Source organism: Anaeromyxobacter paludicola (assembly GCF_023169965.1).
In the GTDB taxonomy this organism is placed as follows: domain Bacteria; phylum Myxococcota; class Myxococcia; order Myxococcales; family Anaeromyxobacteraceae; genus Anaeromyxobacter_B; species Anaeromyxobacter_B paludicola.
Genome location: NZ_AP025592.1, coordinates 907,486 through 926,151, shown reverse-complemented (window position 1 = coordinate 926,151; position 18,666 = coordinate 907,486). Strand labels below are relative to the sequence as shown.

General features: G+C 74.4%; 17 protein-coding genes. 14 read left to right on the top strand and 3 right to left on the bottom strand.

The genetic code is table 11. From position 1 onward, the window contains the following. Positions 1-19: 19 nt before the first annotated feature. The 4 genes from AMPC_RS04290 to AMPC_RS04275 all read left to right on the top strand — a co-directional run bounded on the left by AMPC_RS04290 (position 20) and on the right by AMPC_RS04275 (position 4,217). A complete protein-coding gene (locus tag AMPC_RS04290; protein ID WP_248344609.1) occupies positions 20-1,357 on the top strand; it encodes a hemolysin family protein in 1,338 nt (445 codons plus the stop codon). A 14-nt stretch (positions 1,358-1,371) separates the two neighbouring features. Beyond that, on the top strand, positions 1,372-2,460 hold the full coding sequence (gene rlmN / locus AMPC_RS04285) for a 23S rRNA (adenine(2503)-C(2))-methyltransferase RlmN (protein WP_248346398.1): 1,089 nt from the start codon (positions 1,372-1,374) through the stop codon (positions 2,458-2,460). Positions 2,461-2,537: 77 nt separating this feature from the next. Further along, complete coding sequence (locus AMPC_RS04280; RefSeq protein ID WP_248344608.1) at positions 2,538-3,473, top strand: PfkB family carbohydrate kinase; 936 nt, start codon at positions 2,538-2,540, stop codon at positions 3,471-3,473. A gap of 9 nt (positions 3,474-3,482) precedes the next feature. Next, the gene (locus tag AMPC_RS04275) at positions 3,483-4,217 is read left to right on the top strand and encodes a metallophosphoesterase family protein (protein ID WP_248344607.1); all 735 of its coding nucleotides are present in this window, start codon (positions 3,483-3,485) and stop codon (positions 4,215-4,217) included. A gap of 3 nt (positions 4,218-4,220) precedes the next feature. Here AMPC_RS04275 and AMPC_RS04270 read toward each other — a convergent pair whose 3' ends face one another. Then, entirely contained in the window at positions 4,221-6,458 is a 2,238-nt protein-coding gene (locus AMPC_RS04270; protein ID WP_248344606.1) for an outer membrane protein assembly factor BamB family protein, read from the bottom strand. Between the two features lie 81 nt (positions 6,459-6,539). Between AMPC_RS04270 and AMPC_RS04265 the strand changes: the two genes are divergently transcribed. From AMPC_RS04265 to AMPC_RS04235, 7 genes are all read left to right on the top strand, one after another. Beyond that, positions 6,540-8,321, top strand: a complete 1,782-nt coding sequence (locus AMPC_RS04265) for an HTH domain-containing protein (RefSeq protein ID WP_248344604.1) — start codon at positions 6,540-6,542, stop codon at positions 8,319-8,321. 184 nt (positions 8,322-8,505) lie between these two features. Beyond that, on the top strand, positions 8,506-9,396 hold the full coding sequence (locus AMPC_RS04260; protein ID WP_248344601.1) for a HEAT repeat domain-containing protein: 891 nt from the start codon (positions 8,506-8,508) through the stop codon (positions 9,394-9,396). Between the two features lie 85 nt (positions 9,397-9,481). Continuing rightward, positions 9,482-10,792, top strand: coding sequence for a homoserine dehydrogenase (locus tag AMPC_RS04255; RefSeq protein WP_248344598.1), 1,311 nt, complete (start codon positions 9,482-9,484; stop codon positions 10,790-10,792). 11 nt (positions 10,793-10,803) lie between these two features. After that, on the top strand, positions 10,804-11,211 hold the full coding sequence (locus tag AMPC_RS04250) for an acyl-CoA thioesterase (RefSeq protein WP_248344597.1): 408 nt from the start codon (positions 10,804-10,806) through the stop codon (positions 11,209-11,211). A 24-nt stretch (positions 11,212-11,235) separates the two neighbouring features. Beyond that, a complete protein-coding gene (gene glpX / locus AMPC_RS04245; RefSeq protein WP_248344594.1) occupies positions 11,236-12,201 on the top strand; it encodes a class II fructose-bisphosphatase in 966 nt (321 codons plus the stop codon). 6 nt (positions 12,202-12,207) lie between these two features. Beyond that, positions 12,208-12,651, top strand: a complete 444-nt coding sequence (locus AMPC_RS04240) for a type II toxin-antitoxin system RatA family toxin (protein WP_248344592.1) — start codon at positions 12,208-12,210, stop codon at positions 12,649-12,651. 318 nt (positions 12,652-12,969) lie between these two features. After that, complete coding sequence (locus AMPC_RS04235; protein ID WP_248344590.1) at positions 12,970-13,152, top strand: hypothetical protein; 183 nt, start codon at positions 12,970-12,972, stop codon at positions 13,150-13,152. A gap of 47 nt (positions 13,153-13,199) precedes the next feature. Here the strand turns inward: AMPC_RS04235 and AMPC_RS04230 are convergent, their stop codons facing one another. Continuing rightward, positions 13,200-14,051 carry an SDR family NAD(P)-dependent oxidoreductase gene (locus AMPC_RS04230; protein WP_248344587.1) on the bottom strand — a complete coding sequence of 284 codons (852 nt, stop codon included), beginning with the start codon at positions 14,049-14,051 and terminating at the stop codon, positions 13,200-13,202. Positions 14,052-14,208: 157 nt separating this feature from the next. On the opposite strand from AMPC_RS04230, the gene eno reads away from it, so the two are divergent. From eno to AMPC_RS04215, 3 genes are all read left to right on the top strand, one after another. Continuing rightward, positions 14,209-15,504 (top strand): phosphopyruvate hydratase, encoded by a 1,296-nt coding sequence (eno, locus tag AMPC_RS04225; protein WP_248344586.1) that lies wholly within the window; start codon positions 14,209-14,211, stop codon positions 15,502-15,504. A 115-nt stretch (positions 15,505-15,619) separates the two neighbouring features. Continuing rightward, the gene (gene thiC, locus AMPC_RS04220) at positions 15,620-17,008 is read left to right on the top strand and encodes a phosphomethylpyrimidine synthase ThiC (protein WP_248344584.1); all 1,389 of its coding nucleotides are present in this window, start codon (positions 15,620-15,622) and stop codon (positions 17,006-17,008) included. A gap of 87 nt (positions 17,009-17,095) precedes the next feature. Next, a complete protein-coding gene (locus AMPC_RS04215) occupies positions 17,096-17,377 on the top strand; it encodes a rhodanese-like domain-containing protein (RefSeq protein WP_248344582.1) in 282 nt (93 codons plus the stop codon). Positions 17,378-17,527: 150 nt separating this feature from the next. Here AMPC_RS04215 and AMPC_RS04210 read toward each other — a convergent pair whose 3' ends face one another. Continuing rightward, positions 17,528-18,601 carry an HD domain-containing phosphohydrolase gene (locus AMPC_RS04210; RefSeq protein WP_248344580.1) on the bottom strand — a complete coding sequence of 358 codons (1,074 nt, stop codon included), beginning with the start codon at positions 18,599-18,601 and terminating at the stop codon, positions 17,528-17,530. Positions 18,602-18,666: the final 65 nt, after the last annotated feature.

The window sequence follows — 18,666 nt, the reverse complement described above, 5'->3', positions numbered from 1 at the left end:
GGACACATGGGAATGGGTGATGGCGGCCGCCTTCCTGGTCGCCTCCGCCCTCTGCTCGGGGGCGGAGACCGCGCTCACCGCCCTCGGCGACGCGCGCGCCCGGCAGCTCCTCGACTCGGGGGGGCGGCGCGCCGCGCTGCTCGCCATCTGGGTGCGGCACCCCGAGCGCGTGCTCTCCTCCCTGCTCATCGGGAACACCCTCGCCAACATCGGCGCGGGCGCGCTGGCCGGCCGCATCGCCTCGCAGGCGGCGGGGGGCGGGGACACCGGGACCGCGCTCGCCATCGCCACCGGCGTCACCACCAGCGTGATCCTCTTCTTCGGCGAGATCATCCCGAAGACGCTCGCCAAGCGCCACCCGGTCAAGATCGCGCTCGCGGCCATCCCGCTGGTGCAGGCCATGTACTGGGCGCTCTGGCCGCTCTCGACCGGGCTCGTGCGGCTCACCGGCCTCGTCGTCGGCGCCTTCGGCGGCGGGCACACCCCGACCCCCGCCGTCACCAGCGAGGAGATCGAGTACCTCATCGAGATGGGCACGCGGGAGGGCGTGCTCGACGAGGTCAAGGAGGAGCTCCTCAACAGCGTGCTCGAGTTCGCCGACCGGGTGGTGAAGGAGGTCATGGTCCCGCGCACGCGCATGGTGGCCATCGACAAGGACGCGCCCCCCGAGGAGATCCTGCGGATCGTGACGGAGAACCCGTACAGCCGCATGCCGGTCTACGAGGGCTCGGTGGACAACGTGATCGGCATCCTGCTGGTTCGCGACATCGTGCGCGAGCTGCGCGAGCCGCCGCCGGCCGGGAGGCCGCGGGCGGTGCCGCTGACGCGCCACCTCAAGCCGGCGTTCTTCGTCCCCGAGCAGATGAAGATCTCCCGGCTCCTGAAGGAGATGCAGAAGCGCAAGATGCACCTCGCGGTGGTGGTGGACGAGTTCGGCGGCACGAGCGGCATCGCCACCCTCGAAGACGTGATCGAGGAGATCGTCGGCGAGATCCAGGACGAGGGCGACGTGGAGCAGGCCCCGGTGAAGGCGCTCGGCGTGGGCGTCTACCTCGCCGACGCAGGCATCCCGCTGCGCGAGCTCGAGGAGTACCTGAACGCGCAGGAGGGGGAGGGCGACCCCCGCGAGATCCGGTTCCCGGAGGAGGGCGACTACGAGACCCTCGGCGGCTTCGTGACCGCCACCGCCGGCCGCGTGCCGCCGGTCGGCGCGCTCGTCACCTGGGACGGCCTCACCTTCACCGTCCGCGCCGGCGACGAGCGGCGGGTGGCGCGGGTGGAGATCGCGCGCCGGCCGGGCGTCGAGCCGCGAGGCCCCGGGGCGGCGCAGGAGCCGCGGCGGGAGGCGGCCCGGTGAGCGCGGCCCTCCCCATCGCCGGCGAGCCGGTGGACCTGCGCTCCCTGCCGCTCGCGTCCCTCGAGGCGCTGGTGGCTTCGCTGCGCGAGAAGCCGTTCCGCGCCCGGCAGCTCTTCCGCTGGCTGCACTACCGGGGCGCCGCCTCCCTCGAGGAGATGACCGACCTCCCCCGCGCCTTCCGCGAGGAGCTCGCGCGCCGGACGGCGCTCCTCACCCTCTCGCTCGCCGAGGAGCACCGCTCGCAGGACGGCACCATCAAGTGGAAGTGGCGCACCCACGACGGCCAGTTCGTCGAGTCGGTCTACATGCCGGAGGAGGATCGCAAGACCCTCTGCGTCAGCTCGCAGGTGGGCTGCGCCGTCGGCTGCACCTTCTGCCTCACCGGCACCATGGGGCTCGCCCGCAACCTCGGCCCGGGGGAGATCACCGACCAGGTGCACCGGGCCAACCGGCGCCTGGTGGAGCTCGGGTTGACCCCGGCGCCGCGGCCGCTCACCAACCTCGTCTTCATGGGCATGGGGGAGCCGCTCGCCAACTACCGCTCCCTCAAGGCGGCCCTCGACCTGCTCCTCTCGCCCGACGGCCCCGACTTCTCGCACCGGCACGTGACGGTCTCCACCTCCGGGCTCGTGCCCGTGCTGCGCCAGCTCGCCCAGGAGACCGAGGTGAAGCTCGCGGTCTCGCTCAACGCCACCACCGACGCGCAGCGCGACCTCCTCATGCCCATCAACCGGCGCTGGCCCATCGCCGAGCTGCTGGCGGCCTGCCGGGAGGTGCCGCTCCCGCGCGGCAAGCTCATCACCTTCGAGTACGTGCTGCTCGCCGGGGTGAACGACGCCGACGAGGACGCGGAGCGGCTCGCCAGGCTCCTGCGCGGCATCCCGTCGAAGGTGAACCTCATCCCCTACAACGAGAACCCCGGGCTGGGCTTCCGCGCGCCGGCCACCGAGCGGGTCGAGGCCTTCCGCCACCTGCTCATCCGGCGGGGCGTGACGGTGGTGGTCCGCAAGAACCGCGGGCGGGACATCGGCGCCGCCTGCGGCCAGCTCGCCGCCGAGGGCGGGCCGGGCGATCCCCGGCGCCGCGCGCCGGCCGGTCCGTGATCCCGGCGAATTGACCCACCGCCCGGCGTGGGCTAGAAGCGCCGGTCGCGCGGGCCGCCGCCCGCCAGGGAGGCTGGATGTCGCTGCTCGTGGTCGGCTCGGTGGCCTTCGACTCGGTCGAGACCCCCTTCGGTCACCGCCCGGAGGTGCTGGGCGGATCGGCCACCTACTTCTCCGCCGCCGCGAGCTTCTTCGGCCCGGTGCGGCTCGTCGCCGTGGTGGGCGACGACTTCCCCGAGGCGGAGGTGGCCTTCCTGGCCGAGCGCGGCGTGGACGTGACCGGCCTGACCCGGCGCGCCGGCCGCACCTTCCGCTGGAAGGGGCGCTACGACTTCGACCTCAACAACGCGCACACCCTCGAGACGCACCTCAACGTCTTCGCCGACTTCAACCCGGTGCTGCCGGACGGCTACCGCGACTCGGAGTTCGTCTTCCTCGCCAACATCGACCCCGACCTGCAGCGGACGGTGCTCGACCAGGTAAGGAGCCCGCGCCTGGTGGCGTGCGACACGATGAACTTCTGGATCACCTCCAAGCGCGAGAGCCTCCTCAAGACGCTCAAGCGGGTGGACCTGCTCTTCGTCAACGACGCGGAGGCGCGGCAGCTCGCCGGCGAGCACAACATCGTGAAGGCGGCGCGCGCCATCCTCACCTACGGCCCGCGCGCCCTGGTGGTGAAGCGCGGCGAGTACGGCGCTCTCTTCTTCTCGGGCGAGCAGGTCTTCGCCGCGTCGGCCTACCCGCTGCCGGCCCTCTTCGACCCGACCGGCGCCGGCGACAGCTTCGCCGGCGGCTTCATGGGCTACCTCGCCCGCACCGGGAAGCTCGAGCCGGCGGTGATGCGCCGGGCCATCGTCCTCGGCGGGGTGGTGGCGAGCTTCGCCGTCGAGCAGTTCAGCCTGGACCGGCTGCGCTCCCTCACCCCCGACGAGATCCGCGTCCGCTACGCCGAGTTCAAGCAGCTGTCGCACTTCGACGATCTCGAGCTCGACCTCTTCCCCGCGGGGAGCTGACCGGGCGCGATGCGCATCGCCATCCTGAGCGACGTCCACGCCAACCTCGAGGCGCTCGAGCGGGTGGTGTCGCGCCTCAAGCTGGTGCGCGTGGATCGGGTCGTCTGCCTGGGCGACGTGATCGGCTACGGGGCGAGCCCGCGCGAGTGCTGCCGCATCGTCCGCGAGACGGCCGAGGTCACCCTGCTCGGGAACCACGACGCCGCCGTGTCCGGCCGGATGGACTACCGCTTCTACTACGAGGCGGCGCGGCGGGCCCTGGACTGGACCCTCGAGCAGCTCGACCCGGAGGACGTGAACTGGCTGCGCGGCCTGCCGTACGCGCACCGGATCGGCGAGGCGGGGTTCTGCCACGGCTCCCCCATCGACCCCCCGGAGTACGCCTACCTGTTCGCGCTGGAGCAGGCCCGCGAGCTCCTGCCGCACCTCGACTGGCTGCCCGCGGTGACCTTCATCGGCCACTCGCACCTCTGCAAGTCCTTCGCGATCGGCGCGCCCGACGTGGTCGAGGACGTCTCGGGGACCCCCGTCGTGCTCCGCAAGGACCGCAAGTACCTGGTCTCGGTCGGCTCGGTGGGCCAGCCGCGCGACGGCGACAACCGGGCCTGCTTCGCGGTCTGGGACGACGAGGCGCGCACCGTCAGCTACCACCGGGTCACCTACGACGTGGACGCCGCGGCCCGGCGCATCTTCGACGCCGGCCTGGCCCGGAACTTCGGCCGGCGGCTCTTCCTCGGCGTCTAGCCGCTAGACGACGCTGAGGTGCGTCGCCACGCGCACCGCGGTGACCACTCCCGCGGCGTCCGCGGCGACGAGGTCGAGGGCGTCGTCCACCAGCAGCCGCACCGGCGCCGCGAGCGGCGCGACGCCCACCTTCTCGCCGCCGGCCGCACGGTGGACGGCGACCTCCTCGGCCGCCGAGACCACGAGCCCGCGGGCCGCGTGCGCCGGCAGGTTGCCCGGGGGCGGGTGGCGGGCGGTGGCACCGGCCGACCAGCGGGTGGCGCCGTCGGGGGAGAGGGCCGCCAGCGCGCCCTCGGACCCCTTCGCGACGAGGCCGTCGCCGAGGGGGGAGAGCGCGGGGGCGCCGCCGGCCAGCCCGGGCGCGGTGGTCCAGGCCACGCCCCCGCCCGGATCGACCGCCGCCACCACCGGGTCGCCCGCCACCGCGCCGGCGACGGCGAGGAGCCGGGCGACGGGCAGGGGCGCCCCCTGCGGCGAGAACTGGAGCGGGGCCTCGAAGCGGCGCCGTCCGGTCGCGGGGTCGAGCGCGAGCGCGTAGCCGTCCCGGTCGCCGCGGCAGAGCGCCACGAGCGCCCCCTCCCAGGCGCCGGGCGGCTCCACCAGCGGGGCCGGCGCGTGGACCCGCCACGCCACCCGGCCGCCGCGCTCGACGCCGTAGAGCGTGCCGGAGGAGCCCGCCGCCACGGCGAGCGCGCCGAAGGCGGCGACCGAGGCGAGCGGCGCCGCCGGCCGCTCGAGCCGCCAGCTCACGCCGCCGCGCGCGGGGTCGAGCGCGAGGAGCGAGCCGCCGGTGAGCAGGAGCACCGGCCCGGCCTCCATCCGGGCCGCCGCGACGACCGGCTCGGCGCCGCCGCCGAGCGTGAGCCGCCAGCGCAGCGCGCCGTCCTCCGGCTCCCGGGCGCAGATCGCCTCGCCCTCGACCGCCAGCCAGAGGTCCCCGAGCAGCGCGGCCCAGGTGGCGCCCGGGGCGCGCCAGGCGACGCGCCCCGAGGCGGCCTCCACTGCCGCGGTCGCGCTCTCGCCCGAGGCGAGCACGAGCCCGCCTCGCCGCGCCAGCCCCACGCCCGCGGGCGGGCCGACCTCGAGCTCCCAGGCGCGCCGGAAGGTGAGCCGCTTCATGCGCCCCGGCCCGAGCGGATCGGGGGCGAGGGCGGCGCGCGCGGGGGGCACGAAGGGCCCGCGCACCTCGCCGGCCACGTCTCCCTGCGACAGCTCGCGGGCCACGGTGAGCTGGGCCGCCGCGGCGTCGCGCAGGTCGTAGAGCCACGGGTTGCGCGCCTGGCGCGGGTTGCGGGCCACGAGCGCGCCGGCGAGCGCGAGGGCGCCCTCGCAGACCGCCGCGGCGAGGCGGAGCGGGTCCACCGGCCGCGGCGGCGCGGCCCCGACCGCGAGCGTGCGCCGCGCGAGATCGAGGGCCAGCGGCACCGAGCGGCCGCGGGCGGGGAGGGGGATCTCCGCGCGGACCTCGCCCACGCCCCGACGCACCGCGTCGAGCACCTCGGCGGCCACCCGCGCCAGCTCGCGCAGCACCAGGAAGGGCGGCGCCTCGAGGACGATCGGCGCTCCTCCCAGCGCGAGCCGCACCCGGCCCGGCGCGAGCAGGGAGCCCAGGTCGGCGCCCGGGCCCCGATAGCTCCCGACGAGCCCCTCCTGGTCCTCGAGCTCGAAGTCGCAGGTCGGCCGCGCGGCGGGGGCGGGCTCGCGCCCGCCGGACGCGCCGGGGTCGTCCGGGGGGGCGGCGCCCGGGGCGAGGCGGGCGGAGGCGAGCCGCGCCGCGGCGCGCCGCAGCGCGCCCGGCCCGGGCCCCCGGGCGAGCCCCGGCGCCGCGACGGCGAGCGCCTCCAGCAGCGCCTCGGCCGCCTCGGCCGCCGCCGCGGCGAGCTCGCGCAGGTCCACCTCGACGTCCCGCGCCAGGAGCCGCGCCGGCGGGGAGAGGGCCACCACCGACAGGAGCGCCGCCCCGCCGCGCCGCCGGAGCAGGAGCTGCGCCTCCCCCTCCGGGAACGCGACCTCCGCGCTCGCCTCGCCGGCCATGAGCCGCGCGGCCGCGTCCACGAGGTCCCGGGCGGCGGAGAAGGCGTTCCGCTCGGCGCGCCCGGCGGCCAGGTCCACCCCGTCCACCTCGATCGCGACCGCGTCGAGGAGCCGCCCCGGCTCGTCGAGCGACGTCTCGCGCGCGGTGGCGACCTCCCGCAGGAAGGGGTCGTGGGCCCAGCTCTGGCCGATGCGGATCCGGATCATCCCCGAGACCGAGAATTGCTGTGAAAAAGCCCACTTTCAACGTTGACACCGAGTGGCACGGGCACCAAGATAGCCGGCCCGATGACTTTTACCGAAGCCGCCATCGAAGTGCTGAGGCGCGAGGGAAAGCCGCTCCATTTCAAGAAGATCGCCGAGATCGCGATCCGAGAGAACCTGCTCGATCACGTGGGCAAGATCCCCGAGGAGATCCTCGGTGGTCAGCTCATCGCGCACTGCAAGCTCCCCAAGGCCGACCGGCGCGTCTTCGCCGTGCAGCCGGGGACCTTCGCGCTGGCCGAGTGGGGCCTGGACGAGGACCCTCACGGGCTCGACGGGATGATCGAGCTGCCCCCCGACAGTGAGCTGCCGTACCGCCCGCGCGAGCGCCACCCCGTCCCGTCCAAGGACATGGCGCGGAGCGTGGGGCGTGGCGAGGCCGGCCGCGGCCGCCGCCGCGAGGAGGGCGAGGAGCGCCGCCGGCGCTTCCCGCCGCCGGCCGAGGTGGCGTACGAGCTGCTCGCCGGCGCCGGGCGCCCGCTGCCGCTCTCCGAGATCGCGGTCCAGGGCGCCGAGCGCTCGCTGCTGCCCGACGCCTTCGTGCGCGACGTCGCCGCCCTCCGGGCGGCCCTCGTCGAGGACAACCGCCGCCGCGAGTCGAGCGGCCGCACCGCGCTCTTCGCGCTCGAGGGCGAGCAGGTCTCGCTCGTGGCGCAGCCCGAGCCGGGCGAGCGCCCCGCGGCGCCCGTCGCGGCCGCCGCCGCCCGCGCCGCGCCGTCGGCCGCGGAGCTGCGCCGGACCGGGCTCGCCGCCCTGCGCCGCAAGCTCCGGGAGAGCGACGGCCCGACCGTGGAGCACGTCTGCGCCCTGCTGCTCGAGCGCAAGGGGCTCCGCGAGCTCAAGGTGGCGAAGCGCGGCCGCGATCACGTCGTCTACACCGCGCGGCTGCGGATGGGGCTCGCCGACGTGCGTCACTGCGTCCGCGTGGTGCGCGCCGGCGCCGACGTGACCCGCCGCGACGTCACCGACACGCGGCGCGACCTCGGACACTACGGCGCCCAGATCGGCCTCGTGCTGTCGGCGGGCGACGCGGCGCGCGACGCGCGGGGCGAGGCCGGCGCGGCCGGCCAGCTGCCGGTGCTGCTGCTCTGCGGCGAGGCGCTGGCCGAGGCCTTCGCCGAGATCGGCCTCGGCTGCACGCCCATCGTCATCCCCGAGGTGGACGAGGGCTTCTTCACCGCGGCGGCCGAGACCGCCGCCGCCGAGGAGACCGCGCGGCGAGCCCGGCGCGAGGAGCGCGATCGGCGGGAAGGGCGTGAGCCTCGTGAGCCCCGTGAGCCCCGTGAGCCCCGTGAGCCGCGTGAGCCGCGCCCCGAGCGGCGCGAGCGCCCCCAGGGCGAGGCCGCCCCTGCGCCGGAGGTCGTCGCTCCGGTCGCCGAGCCCGGCGCCCCGGAGGCCCCCGAGGCGCCCATCGTCGAGCTCTCGCTCGAGAAGCCCTCCGAGCCGGTCCTCGAGGAGGACGAGGTCGAGGGCGACGAGGACGACGGGGAGGAGCCCGCCGCTCCGGCCGAGGGCGCCCAGCCGGGCCAGCCCGGTGGCGAGCGGCCCGAGGGCGAGGGACGGCGGCGCCGTCGTCGTCGCCGCCGGCGCGGCGGCCGGGGTCGCGGTCGCGGCGAGGGCGCCGCGGCCGGCGCCGGACAGCCGGTCGCAGAGGGTGGCGTCGCGGCGGCGCCCGGCGCGCCGCCGGAGCCGGGCGGGCAGCCCGCCTCCCGCCCCGAGCCCGAGCCCGCGCCCGCGCCAGAAGCCCCCAGCCCCGCGCCGCCGCAGGGCGTCCCGGGCGGCGAGGGCGGCGGCGCAGAAGGCTAGTGCTTCTACCCAGGCACGATGACGTGACGAGAGCGACGAGACCGAAGCGAGGTGGGCGCCCGAGGAGGGAGCCGCGGAGGCGTAGCAGCGCTACGCCGAGCAGCGCACCGACGAGGCCGCCCGCCGCAGCGAGAGGATCGTCGCTCGGAGTAGGCAGCATGCCTGGGTGGGAGCACTGAAGGGCGTGGCTCGGCCCGCCGCCCTGGTGGTCGCGCTCGGGCTGCTCCTGTGCGGGGGCTGCCGCCGGGCGCCTCACCTCGGGCTGGAGCGCGTCGTGGTGTCGCAGAGCGCGGCCGGCGATCGGCTGCTGCTCGTGGGCGTCGGCGCGGAGGCGGTCCGCGAGGCGGCGCGCCAGGCGCTGCTCGGGGCGGGGTTCGAGCCGCTCCCGGCGTCGGGAGAGGCGGCGCGCGACTGGCGTCCCTTCTTCGGCCGCGCGGCGGTGCTCGCGAGCGCGGCGGAGCCGGGCGCGGCCGGCAGCGTGGCGGTGGTGGTGGAGCTCGAGGCGTCGCCGGCCGACGGCGACGAGCCGGCGCTGCGCGCCCGCGCCCGCGGCGCCAGCGCGCCCGAGCCGGGCGAGGCGGGGCTCGGGCCGGCGTTCCGCCGCGCGCTCGCGAGCGCGCTCGGCGGGGCCGCCCAGTCGATCGCCCTCGACCTGCTCGAGGAGCGGAAGTCGGACCGCGACCTCCTCGCGGACCTGCGCTCGCCGGAGCGTCGGGTGCGCGACAGCGCGGTCCGGGCGCTGGCCGATCGCAAGAACGCCGCCGCCGTCCCCGGGCTCATCGAGCGGCTGCGCGACGACGACCCGGAGCTGGTGGAGCGCGCCGTCGGGGCGCTCGGGCAGCTGGGCGACGAGCGGGCGGTCGATCCGCTGATCGAGCTCTCGCTCCGGCGCGGTCCCGAGCTGACGGCGCGGCTGGCGCGGGTGATCGGGGATCTCGGCGGGGTGGAGGCCCAGGCGTACCTGCTCACCGTCGCCTCGGGGCATCCGGACGAGGGCGTCCGCGTGGCTGCGGCCGAGGCGCTCGGCGAGGCGCGGTCGCGGGCCGCGGCGCGCGGCGGGGCCGCCGGTCGTTGACCGGTCCGCCGCGCCCGCCGTTCTGGTAAAGAGATGGGTCCCGGCGGCTCCTTCGGCCGCCGGCGGCAAGGAGGAGAGGAGCGCCATGCGCGAGGTGGGAATCGGGATCGCCGGGTTCGGCACGGTGGGTGGCGGGGTGCTCTCCATCCTGCAGCGCCACGCGCGCGACATCGAGTCCCGGCTCGGCGCGCGGATCGTGGTGCGGCGCGTCGCCATCCGCGACCCGGACAAGGCGCGGCCCGTGGAGCTCGACCCGGCCCTCCTGACCACCCGCTTCGAGGATCTGCTCGAGGATCCGTCGATCGAGGTGGTGGTGGAGCTGGTGGGCGGCGTGGAGCAGGCGTTCCGGCTGGTCCAGGGGGCGCTCGAGCGCGGCAAGCACGTCGTCACCGCCAACAAGGCGCTGCTCGCCGCGCGCGGCGACGACATCTTCAAGCTCGCGCTCGAGAAGGGCGTGGACGTCTACTTCGAGGGCGCGGTCTGCGGCGGCGTCCCGGTCATCCGCACCCTGCGCGAGGCGCTCGCCTCGGACCGGATCACGGCGCTCCACGGCATCGTGAACGGCACCACCAACTACATCCTCACCGCCATGGCCGAGAAGGGCGAGCCGCTCTCGACCGCGCTCGCCGAGGCGCAGCGGCTCGGCTACGCGGAGGCCGACCCGACCCTCGACGTCTCCGGCGGCGACGCCGCGCAGAAGCTCTGCGTCCTGGCGCAGCTCGCCTTCGGGGTGCGGGTGAAGCCGGCCGACGTGCTCACCGAGGGGATCCTGGCGCTCACGCCGGAGGACTTCGCCTGGGGCGAGGAGTTCGGCTACGCGCTCAAGCTCCTCGCGATCGCGCGGCGGGTCTCCACGCCCGGCCAGCCCGACGCGGTCGAGGCCCGGGTGCACCCGGCCTTCATCCCCGCCGGCTCGCTCCTCGCCGGGGTGCGCGGCGCCATGAACGCGGTGCTGCTCCACTCCGAGGCGCTCGGCCCCTCCATGCTCATCGGGCAGGGCGCGGGCGCCATGCCGACCGGCAGCGCGGTGGTGTCCGACATCATCGACCTCACCCGCAACGTCGTGGCCTCGAGCCCGGGGCGGGTCCCGCTGCCGCACGGCGACGCCCGGGTCGGGCTCCTGCCGCACGGCGAGGTGCGGGCCGGCTACTACCTGCGCTTCTCGGTGAAGGACGAGCCGGGCGTGCTGGCGCGGGTCGCGAGCACGCTGGCGCAGCGGAACATCTCCATCGCCGCCGTCCAGCAGCGCGAGCAGGGGACCGCGGGCGCGGCGGTGCCGCTCGTCATCGTCACGCACGACGCGCGCGAGGCGGACATGTCCGCCGCCATGGCCGAGATCGCCGGGTTCGGGATCACCGTCGCGCCGACGCGGCTCATCCGCATCGAGGCGATCTAGGCCCCGCCCCCATGGTCGCGACCGAGCTCCGCGTGATCTACGGCGATACGGACAAAATGGGGATCGTATATTACGCGAATTATTTGAGATTTTTCGAGGCGGGGCGGAACGAGTTCATCCGGGCGAAGGGGCTGCGCTACCGCGACTTCGAGGAGCTGCACCGGCTGGCCCTCCCGGTCGTGGACGCCCAGGTGAGCTACCGGTCGCCGGCGCGGTACGACGATCTCCTCCGGGTGGAGGTCCGCCTCACCGAGGTGCGGCGCGCCTCGGCCCGCTTCGGCTATCGAGTCCTCCGGGGCGAGGAGCTGCTCGCCACCGGGCACACCGTCCACGCCTGCGTGGACCTCGACGGGCGGGTGCAGCGGATGCCGCGCGCGCTGCTCGACCGGCTCCTGCCGGGCGAGGACGTCGCCACCTAGGATCAGGACACGGGGGAACGAACCATGGACCGCAACCTCGCGCTCGAAGTCGCCCGAATCACCGAGGCCGCCGCGCTGGCCTCGGCCCGGCTCATGGGCCGCGGCGACCGCAACGGCGCCGACCTGGCCGCCGTGGAGGCGATGCGCAAGGCGTTCAACGACCTGCACATCCACGGCGAGGTGGTGATCGGCGAGGGGGAGCGGGACGAGGCCCCCATGCTCTACATCGGGGAGCGGGTGGGGCGCTGCCACCCGGGGGACCTCGAGATCGAGATCGCGGTGGATCCGCTCGAGGGGACGAACCTCTGCGCCACCGGCGCCGCCAACGCCATCAGCGTCATCGCCATGGGGGAGAAGGGGAAGCTGCTGCGCGCCCCCGACTGCTACATGGAGAAGATCGCGGTGGGGCCCGGCGCGCGCGGCTGCGTGGACCTGACGAAGAGCCCCACCGAGAACCTGCGCCGCGTCGCCGACTGCCTCGACAAGTACGTCGAGGACCTCACGGTGGTGATCCTCGACCGGCCGCGGCACGAGAAGCTCATCGCCGAGGTGCGCGCCGCCGGCGCCCGCATCAAGCTCATCGGCGACGGCGACGTCTCGGGCGCCATCAACACCTGCTTCCCCGACACCGGCGTGGACGTGCTCATGGGGATCGGCGGCGCGCCCGAGGGCGTCATCGCCGCGGCCGCGCTCCGCTGCGTGGGCGGCGACATGCAGGGGCGGCTCGTCTTCCGGAACGACCGGGAGCGGGAGCGCGCCGCGCAGATGGGCGTGCGGGAGCCGGAGAAGGTCCTGTCCATCGAGGAGCTGGCCGGCGGCAACGTGATGTTCGCCGCGACCGGCGTGACCAACGGCGACTTCCTCAAGGGCGTGCGCTTCACCGGCGAGGGCGCGCGCACCCACTCCGTGGTGATGCGGTCGAAGAGCGGGACCATCCGCTACATCGAGACCGAGCACCGGTTCCGTCACAAGCCCAACTACGGCTGGTAGGAGCGCATGTCCTCTTCGGCGTCCCGCGAGGTGGTGGTCGAGGTCCCGGTCGAGCGGTTCTTCGATCTCATCGTGCAGTACGAGCGCTACCCCGAGTTCGTGCCCCAGGTGAAGGGCATCCGGGTCACGCCGGCGCCCGGGGCGCGCGACGTCGAGTACCAGATCGACCTCGGCATCCGGCGCATCCGCTACACCCTGCGCCACGTGGAGGTGCGGCCCACCCGCGTGAGCTGGTCGCTCGTCGGGGGCGAGATGATGAAGGTCTCCAACGGCTCCTGGGAGCTCTCCGACGAGGGCGGCCGTACCCGCGCCCGCTACACGGTCGAGGTCGAGATCGCGAAGCCCGCGCTGGTGCCGCAGCTGGTCGTGGACAAGCTGACGGACGAGCTCACGAAGGTCTCCCTGCCGAGGATGCTGGCGGCCTTCAAGGCCCGGGCCGAGGGGGCGTAGGCTCGCCCGCTCGGCGCCCGTACGCTCGGGGGGCGCCGGAAGGAGCGGGTGGAAGGGGCCCCGGGTGCCGCTCGGTGGTCCGAGGCGACCCACGACGAAGGTGTGGTGGCGCGCGTCCGCCCGTCGCATAAGTTCACACGCGAGGGTGACATGGAACCACTGGCGCGCCGCGCCGTTGGTCGCCTTGACCACCCCATACCGCGGGTGTTAGAGCAGGCCGAGGTGGGTTCCTGGCATGGTGCCGGCCCCGCACGGAGGGCGAGGAGACGAAGGGAACGCGGTTTGCAGTCCCAGGGGTCCGGAGGGGCGGAGAGAGCGATGCTCGACGCGTTCATCATCGAGGAGATCAAGCGGCGCCACCCGGAGCAGCACCGGGAAGAGCGTCCCTCGATCGAGCTGCCGGTCCCGGAGCCACCCGCCCGCTCGCCCAACCGCTCCAACGACGACCGGGAGGGTCCCGGCGGCGACCGCGGCGTGGTCATCATCGACTACTCGGCCTGACCGGCCGGGGGCGGGCTTCCACGGGTCGCGCCGGGGCGAGGCGCGCCTCACCCGGTGATCCGGACCCACGCCTCCGCCAGCTCCGCCGCCGTCCAGACCCCCGCGCCCGGGGGACGCTCCACCCCGGCGGTGGCCTCCATCCGCCAGGCGAACACCTTCCCGCCCTGCACTCCCACGACCTGGCCGGTCACGGTCCGGGCCAGCTCGCTCGCCAGGAAGACCACCACCGGCGAGACGTGCTGCGGCCCCAGCTCCGCCTCGCTCACCCCCTTCATCATGGGGAGATCGCTCGTCATGCGGGTGAGCGCCACCGGGGCGACGGCGTTCACCGTCACGCCGATCCGCTCGAGCTCGATGGCGCAGACCCGGGTCAACGCGTAGATGCCGGCCTTGGCCGCGGCGTAGTTCGCCTGGCCGAAGTTCCCGACCAGTCCCGAGAGGCTGGTGGTGTTCACGATCCGGCCGCCACGCCCCTGGACCTTCATCGCCCGGGCCGCCGCCTGCGTGCAGAAGAAGGTCCCCTCGAGGTGGACCGCGAGCACCCGCCGGAAATCCTCCTCGCTCATGTTGAGGAGGGTGCGGTCGCGCAGGATCCCGGCGTTGTTCACGAGCACGTCGAGGGCGCCGAACTTCGACTGCGCCGTCCAGACGATCCCGTCCGCCCCCTCGCGCGTGGCGACCGAGTCGTAGCTCGCGGCCGCCTCGCCGCCCGCGGCCCGGATCTCCGCGACCACCGCGTCGGCCATCTCGGCGCCCCGGCCGCCGCCGTGCCGGTCGCTGCCGACGTCGTTGACCACCACGCGGGCGCCCTCGCGGGCCAGGGCGAGCGCGTGCTGCCGCCCGATGCCCCCGCCCGCGCCGGTCACCACCGCCACCTTGCCTTCGAGCAGCCCTGCCATCCGGCACCTCCTCGCGCGCGGGCAGCCTGCCGTCTAGCCGCCGGGGACGGGCGCTTCAAGCCTCGCCCGGGCCCCACTTCCTCGTTGACGACCCCGGGGTGGAGCCGTCAGATTGCCCCCCGTTCACGCACCTCTCACCACCACTGCGGAGGCAGGCATGACCGAGATCATCAACGTCCACGCGCGAGAGATCCTCGATTCCCGCGGCAACCCCACCGTCGAGGTCGAGGTGGCCATCGCCTCCGGAGAGATCGGGCGCGCCGCGGTGCCGTCGGGCGCCTCCACCGGCGAGCACGAGGCGCTCGAGCTCCGCGACGGGGACAAGGGGCGCTACCTCGGCAAGGGCGTCCGCAAGGCGGTGGCGAACGTCATCGACCAGATCGCCCCCACGGTCATCGGGATGGACGCCTCCGAGCAGGCGGCGCTGGACGCGCGGATGTGCGAGCTCGACGGCACGCCCACCAAGTCGAAGCTGGGGGCGAACGCGGTGCTGGGCGTGTCGCTCGCCGCCGCCCGCGCCGCCGCCCTGGCCCACGGGCTGCCGCTCTACCGCTACGTCGGCGGGGCCGGCGCGCGCACCCTCCCGGTGCCGCTCATGAACATCCTCAACGGCGGCGCCCACGCCGACTCGAACGTGGACATCCAGGAGTTCATGGTCGTCCCGCTCGGCGCACCGACCTTCGCCGAGGCGCTCCGCTACGGGGCCGAGGTGTTCCACGCGCTCAAGAAGGTGCTGAAGGGGAAGGGGGCCTCCACCGGCGTCGGCGACGAGGGCGGCTACGCCCCGAGCCTCGGCTCGAACGAGGAGGCGCTGCAGGTGATCCTCGAGGCCATCTCGCAGGCGGGCCTGAAGGCCGGCGCGGACGGGCAGGTGGCCCTCGCGCTCGACTGCGCCGCGAGCGAGTTCTACGACCAGGCCCAGGGCAAGTACGTGCTCGAGGGCGAGGGCAAGAGCTTCGACGGCAAGGGGCTCGTGGAGTACTACGCCGGCCTGGCGGACCGGTACCCCATCGTCTCCATCGAGGACGGCTGCGCCGAGGACGACTGGGCCACCTGGAAGCTCCTCTCCGAGAAGCTCGGCGGCAAGCTGCAGCTCGTCGGCGACGACCTCTTCGTCACCAACGTCGCCCGGCTCTCGCAAGGGATCGAGCAGGGGATCGCCAACTCGATCCTGGTGAAGGTCAACCAGATCGGCTCGCTCACCGAGACGCTCGACGCGGTCCGCATGGCGCACCGCGCCGGCTACACGAGCGTCATGAGCCACCGCTCCGGCGAGACCGAGGACACCACCATCGCCGACCTCGCCGTCGCCTGCGACTGCGGGCAGATCAAGACCGGCTCGGCCTCCCGCACCGACCGCGTCGCCAAGTACAACCAGCTCCTCCGCATCGAGGAGGAGCTCGGGAAGACCGCCCGCTACGCGGGCCGCGACGCCTTCCGGGCGCTGCGGTAGCCGCGGGCGGTGGCCGGCTCGACCGGCGGTCCACACATCGACGGGCGCGCGTTGACACGAAAACGCGCGCCCGTTAGTTTTCGCAGTCCCCGAAACACCCAAGGAGGTCGAGCGCATGCGCGCCGATTGGATCTCGAAGCGCAAGGGGCAGCCGAACGTCTCCCAGATGCACTACGCGCGAAAAGGCGTGGTGACCGAGGAGATGGCCCACGTGGCCCGGCGCGAGCACCTCGCCCCCGAGCTGGTGCGCGACGAGGTCGGGCGCGGCCGGATGATCATCCCGGCCAACGTGAACCACCCCGAGCTGGAGCCGATGGCCATCGGGGTCGCCGCGACCTGCAAGATCAACTCGAACATCGGCAACAGCGCGGTGGTGAGCGACATCGCGACCGAGCTCGAGAAGCTCCGCGTCAGCATCAAGTACGGCGCCGACACCGTGATGGACCTCTCGACCGGCGGCGACATCCCGCAGATCCGGGAGGCGATCCTCCGGGCCAGCCCGATCCCGGTGGGCACGGTGCCCATCTACGAGTGCCTCGCCCACGTGAAGGACGTGGTGGACCTCACCCCGAAGCTCCTGCTCGAGATCATCGAGGCCCAGGCGCGGCAGGGCGTGGACTACATGACCATCCACGCCGGGCTCCTCGCCGACTTCATCCCGCTCGCCGCCCACCGCATCACCGGCATCGTCAGCCGCGGCGGGGCGCTCATGGCGCAGTGGATGCTCGCGCACAAGGCCGAGAACCCGCTCTACACGCACTTCGACGAGATCTGCGAGATCTTCAAGCGGTACGACGTGGCCTTCAGCCTGGGCGACGGCCTGCGCCCCGGCTGCCTCGCCGACGCCTCCGACGCCGCCCAGTTCGCGGAGCTGAAGGTGCTCGGCGAGCTCACCCGCCGGGCCTGGAAGCACGACGTCCAGGTGATGGTGGAGGGGCCGGGCCACGTGCCGCTCGACCAGATCCCCATGAACATGCAGAAGGAGCGGGAGCTCTGCGACGAGGCGCCGTTCTACGTGCTCGGGCCCCTCGTCACCGACGTCGCGCCCGGCTACGACCACATCACGAGCGCCATCGGCGCCACGGTCGCCGCCCAGCACGGCGCGGCCATGCTCTGCTACGTGACCCCGAAGGAGCACCTCGGCCTCCCGGACATCGACGACGTGCGCCAGGGGATCATCGCCTACAAGATCGCCGCCCACGCCGCCGACGTGGCGCTCCACCGGCCGGGCGCCCGCGACCGCGACGACGAGCTCTCGCGGGCCCGCTACGCCTTCGACTGGAAGAAGCAGTTCGCGCTCTCGCTCGACCCGGAGACCGCCCAGCGGATGCACGACGAGACCCTGCCGCACGAGGCCTTCAAGTCGGCCGAGTTCTGCTCGATGTGCGGGCCGAAGTTCTGCTCGATGAAGATCCACACCCACCTCGCCGAGGCGGCGCTGAATGGGGGCGAGCAGGAGCCGGCGGCCGCGCCGCCCGCCAAGGGGCTCCCCATCGCGCCGTAGCCCTTGGCCCTGGCCGCCCGCACGCGGAGCCGCTACCCGGCTCTCCGGGCTGGCGTGCGAGCCGCCCACCCGCTAAAGAACGACCCCATGCGCAACCTCCTGCTCATGCTCGCCCTCGCCTGTCCGCTCGCCCTCCCGCTCGCCGCCCGCGCGGCGGGAGGGGAGGGGTTCGAGGTGGCCGACGTCGCCCGCGTGGCGTCGCTCGTCGGCAAGCCCGGCGTCTACGTCTTCGACGCGAACCCGCCCGAGATCTTCGCGAAGGGGCACGTCCCCGGCGCGAAGCACGTCCACTACAGCGACTACCCCGCCTCGGTGCTGCCCGCCGACAAGGGGGCCGTGCTCGTGTTCTACTGCGCCAACAAGCTCTGAGGCGCGAGCCACGAGGCCGCCCGGCGGGCGGTCGAGATGGGGTACGCGAAGGTGCTGGTGCTCGGCGACGGGATCGAGGGCTGGAAGAAGGCCGGCAAGGCGGTGGAGAAGGGCTAGCCGCCCCGGCCTGAGCCGGCCCTGCCCGGCCGGTCAGGCCACCCGCGGCTGCGCGGTGCGGAGAGCCACCAGCTCCTCCTCGCCGATGGCGAGGAAGGCCTCGACGCAGCGCGGGTCGAACTGCGTCCCGCTGCAGCGCGCCACCTCGGCGATGGCGGCGGCGAAGCTCTGCCGCTGCCGGTAGGGGCGGTCGCTCGTCATCGCGTCGAGCGTGTCGGCGATGGCGAAGATCCGCGCGCCGAGCGGGATGGCGTCGCCGGAGAGGCCGCGGGGATAGCCGCGGCCGTCGTACCGCTCCTGGTGGGCGAGGACGATCTCCGCCGGCGCCTCGAGGAACGGGATCGACCGCAGGATCGTCCAGCCGACGTGCGGGTGGCGGCGCATCTCCTCCCACTCCGCGGGCGTGAGCTTGCCGGGCTTGAGGAGGATGGCGTCGGGGACGCCGATCTTGCCGATGTCGTGCAGGAGGGCGCCCCGGGCGATGTCCGGGAGCTGCGACTGCGGCAGCCCGAGCCGGTCGGCGATGGCGAGGGTGTACCGGACCACGCGCTGGGAGTGGTCGCTCGTCTCGTGCTCCCGGGCGTCGAGGGCGGCGACCAGCGCGTCGAGCGTGGTCTGGTAGCTCTGCTCCACCTGGCGCAGCGCGTGCGAGAGCTCGGCGGTCTTCTCGAGGACCCGCGTCTCCAGGCTCTTGCGGTAGCGCTGGCGCGCGAGCTCGAGCCGGCGCCGGGCCAGGGCGCGCTCGATGGAGCGGACGAGCTCGGTGAGCTTGGGCGGCTTGAGCAGGTAGTCGGAGGCGCCCTCGCGCAGGCACTCGACCGCCGCCTCGGTCTCGCCGTAGGCGGTGAGCATCACCATCGCGAGGGAGGGGTGCTCCGCCCGGAGCCGCTCCAGGAGCCAGAGGCCGCCCTTGCCGGGCATCTTCATGTCGCTGATGCAGAGCTCGAAGTCCCCGCCCCGCGCGCGCTCCAGCGCCTCGTCGGCGGAGGAGGCGGTCGTGCAGGCGTAGCCCTCCTCCGTGAGCAGCACCGCGATGACGTCCCGGACGGAGGCGTCGTCGTCCACGATCAGGATTCGGGTGGCCGGCGCGGCCTGGGCAGTCGTCAAGCAGGCGTCCTCTGGAGCGGCTCCGGTTCACCCCCGCGGGGGAGCGCTGGCGCAGCATATCATGC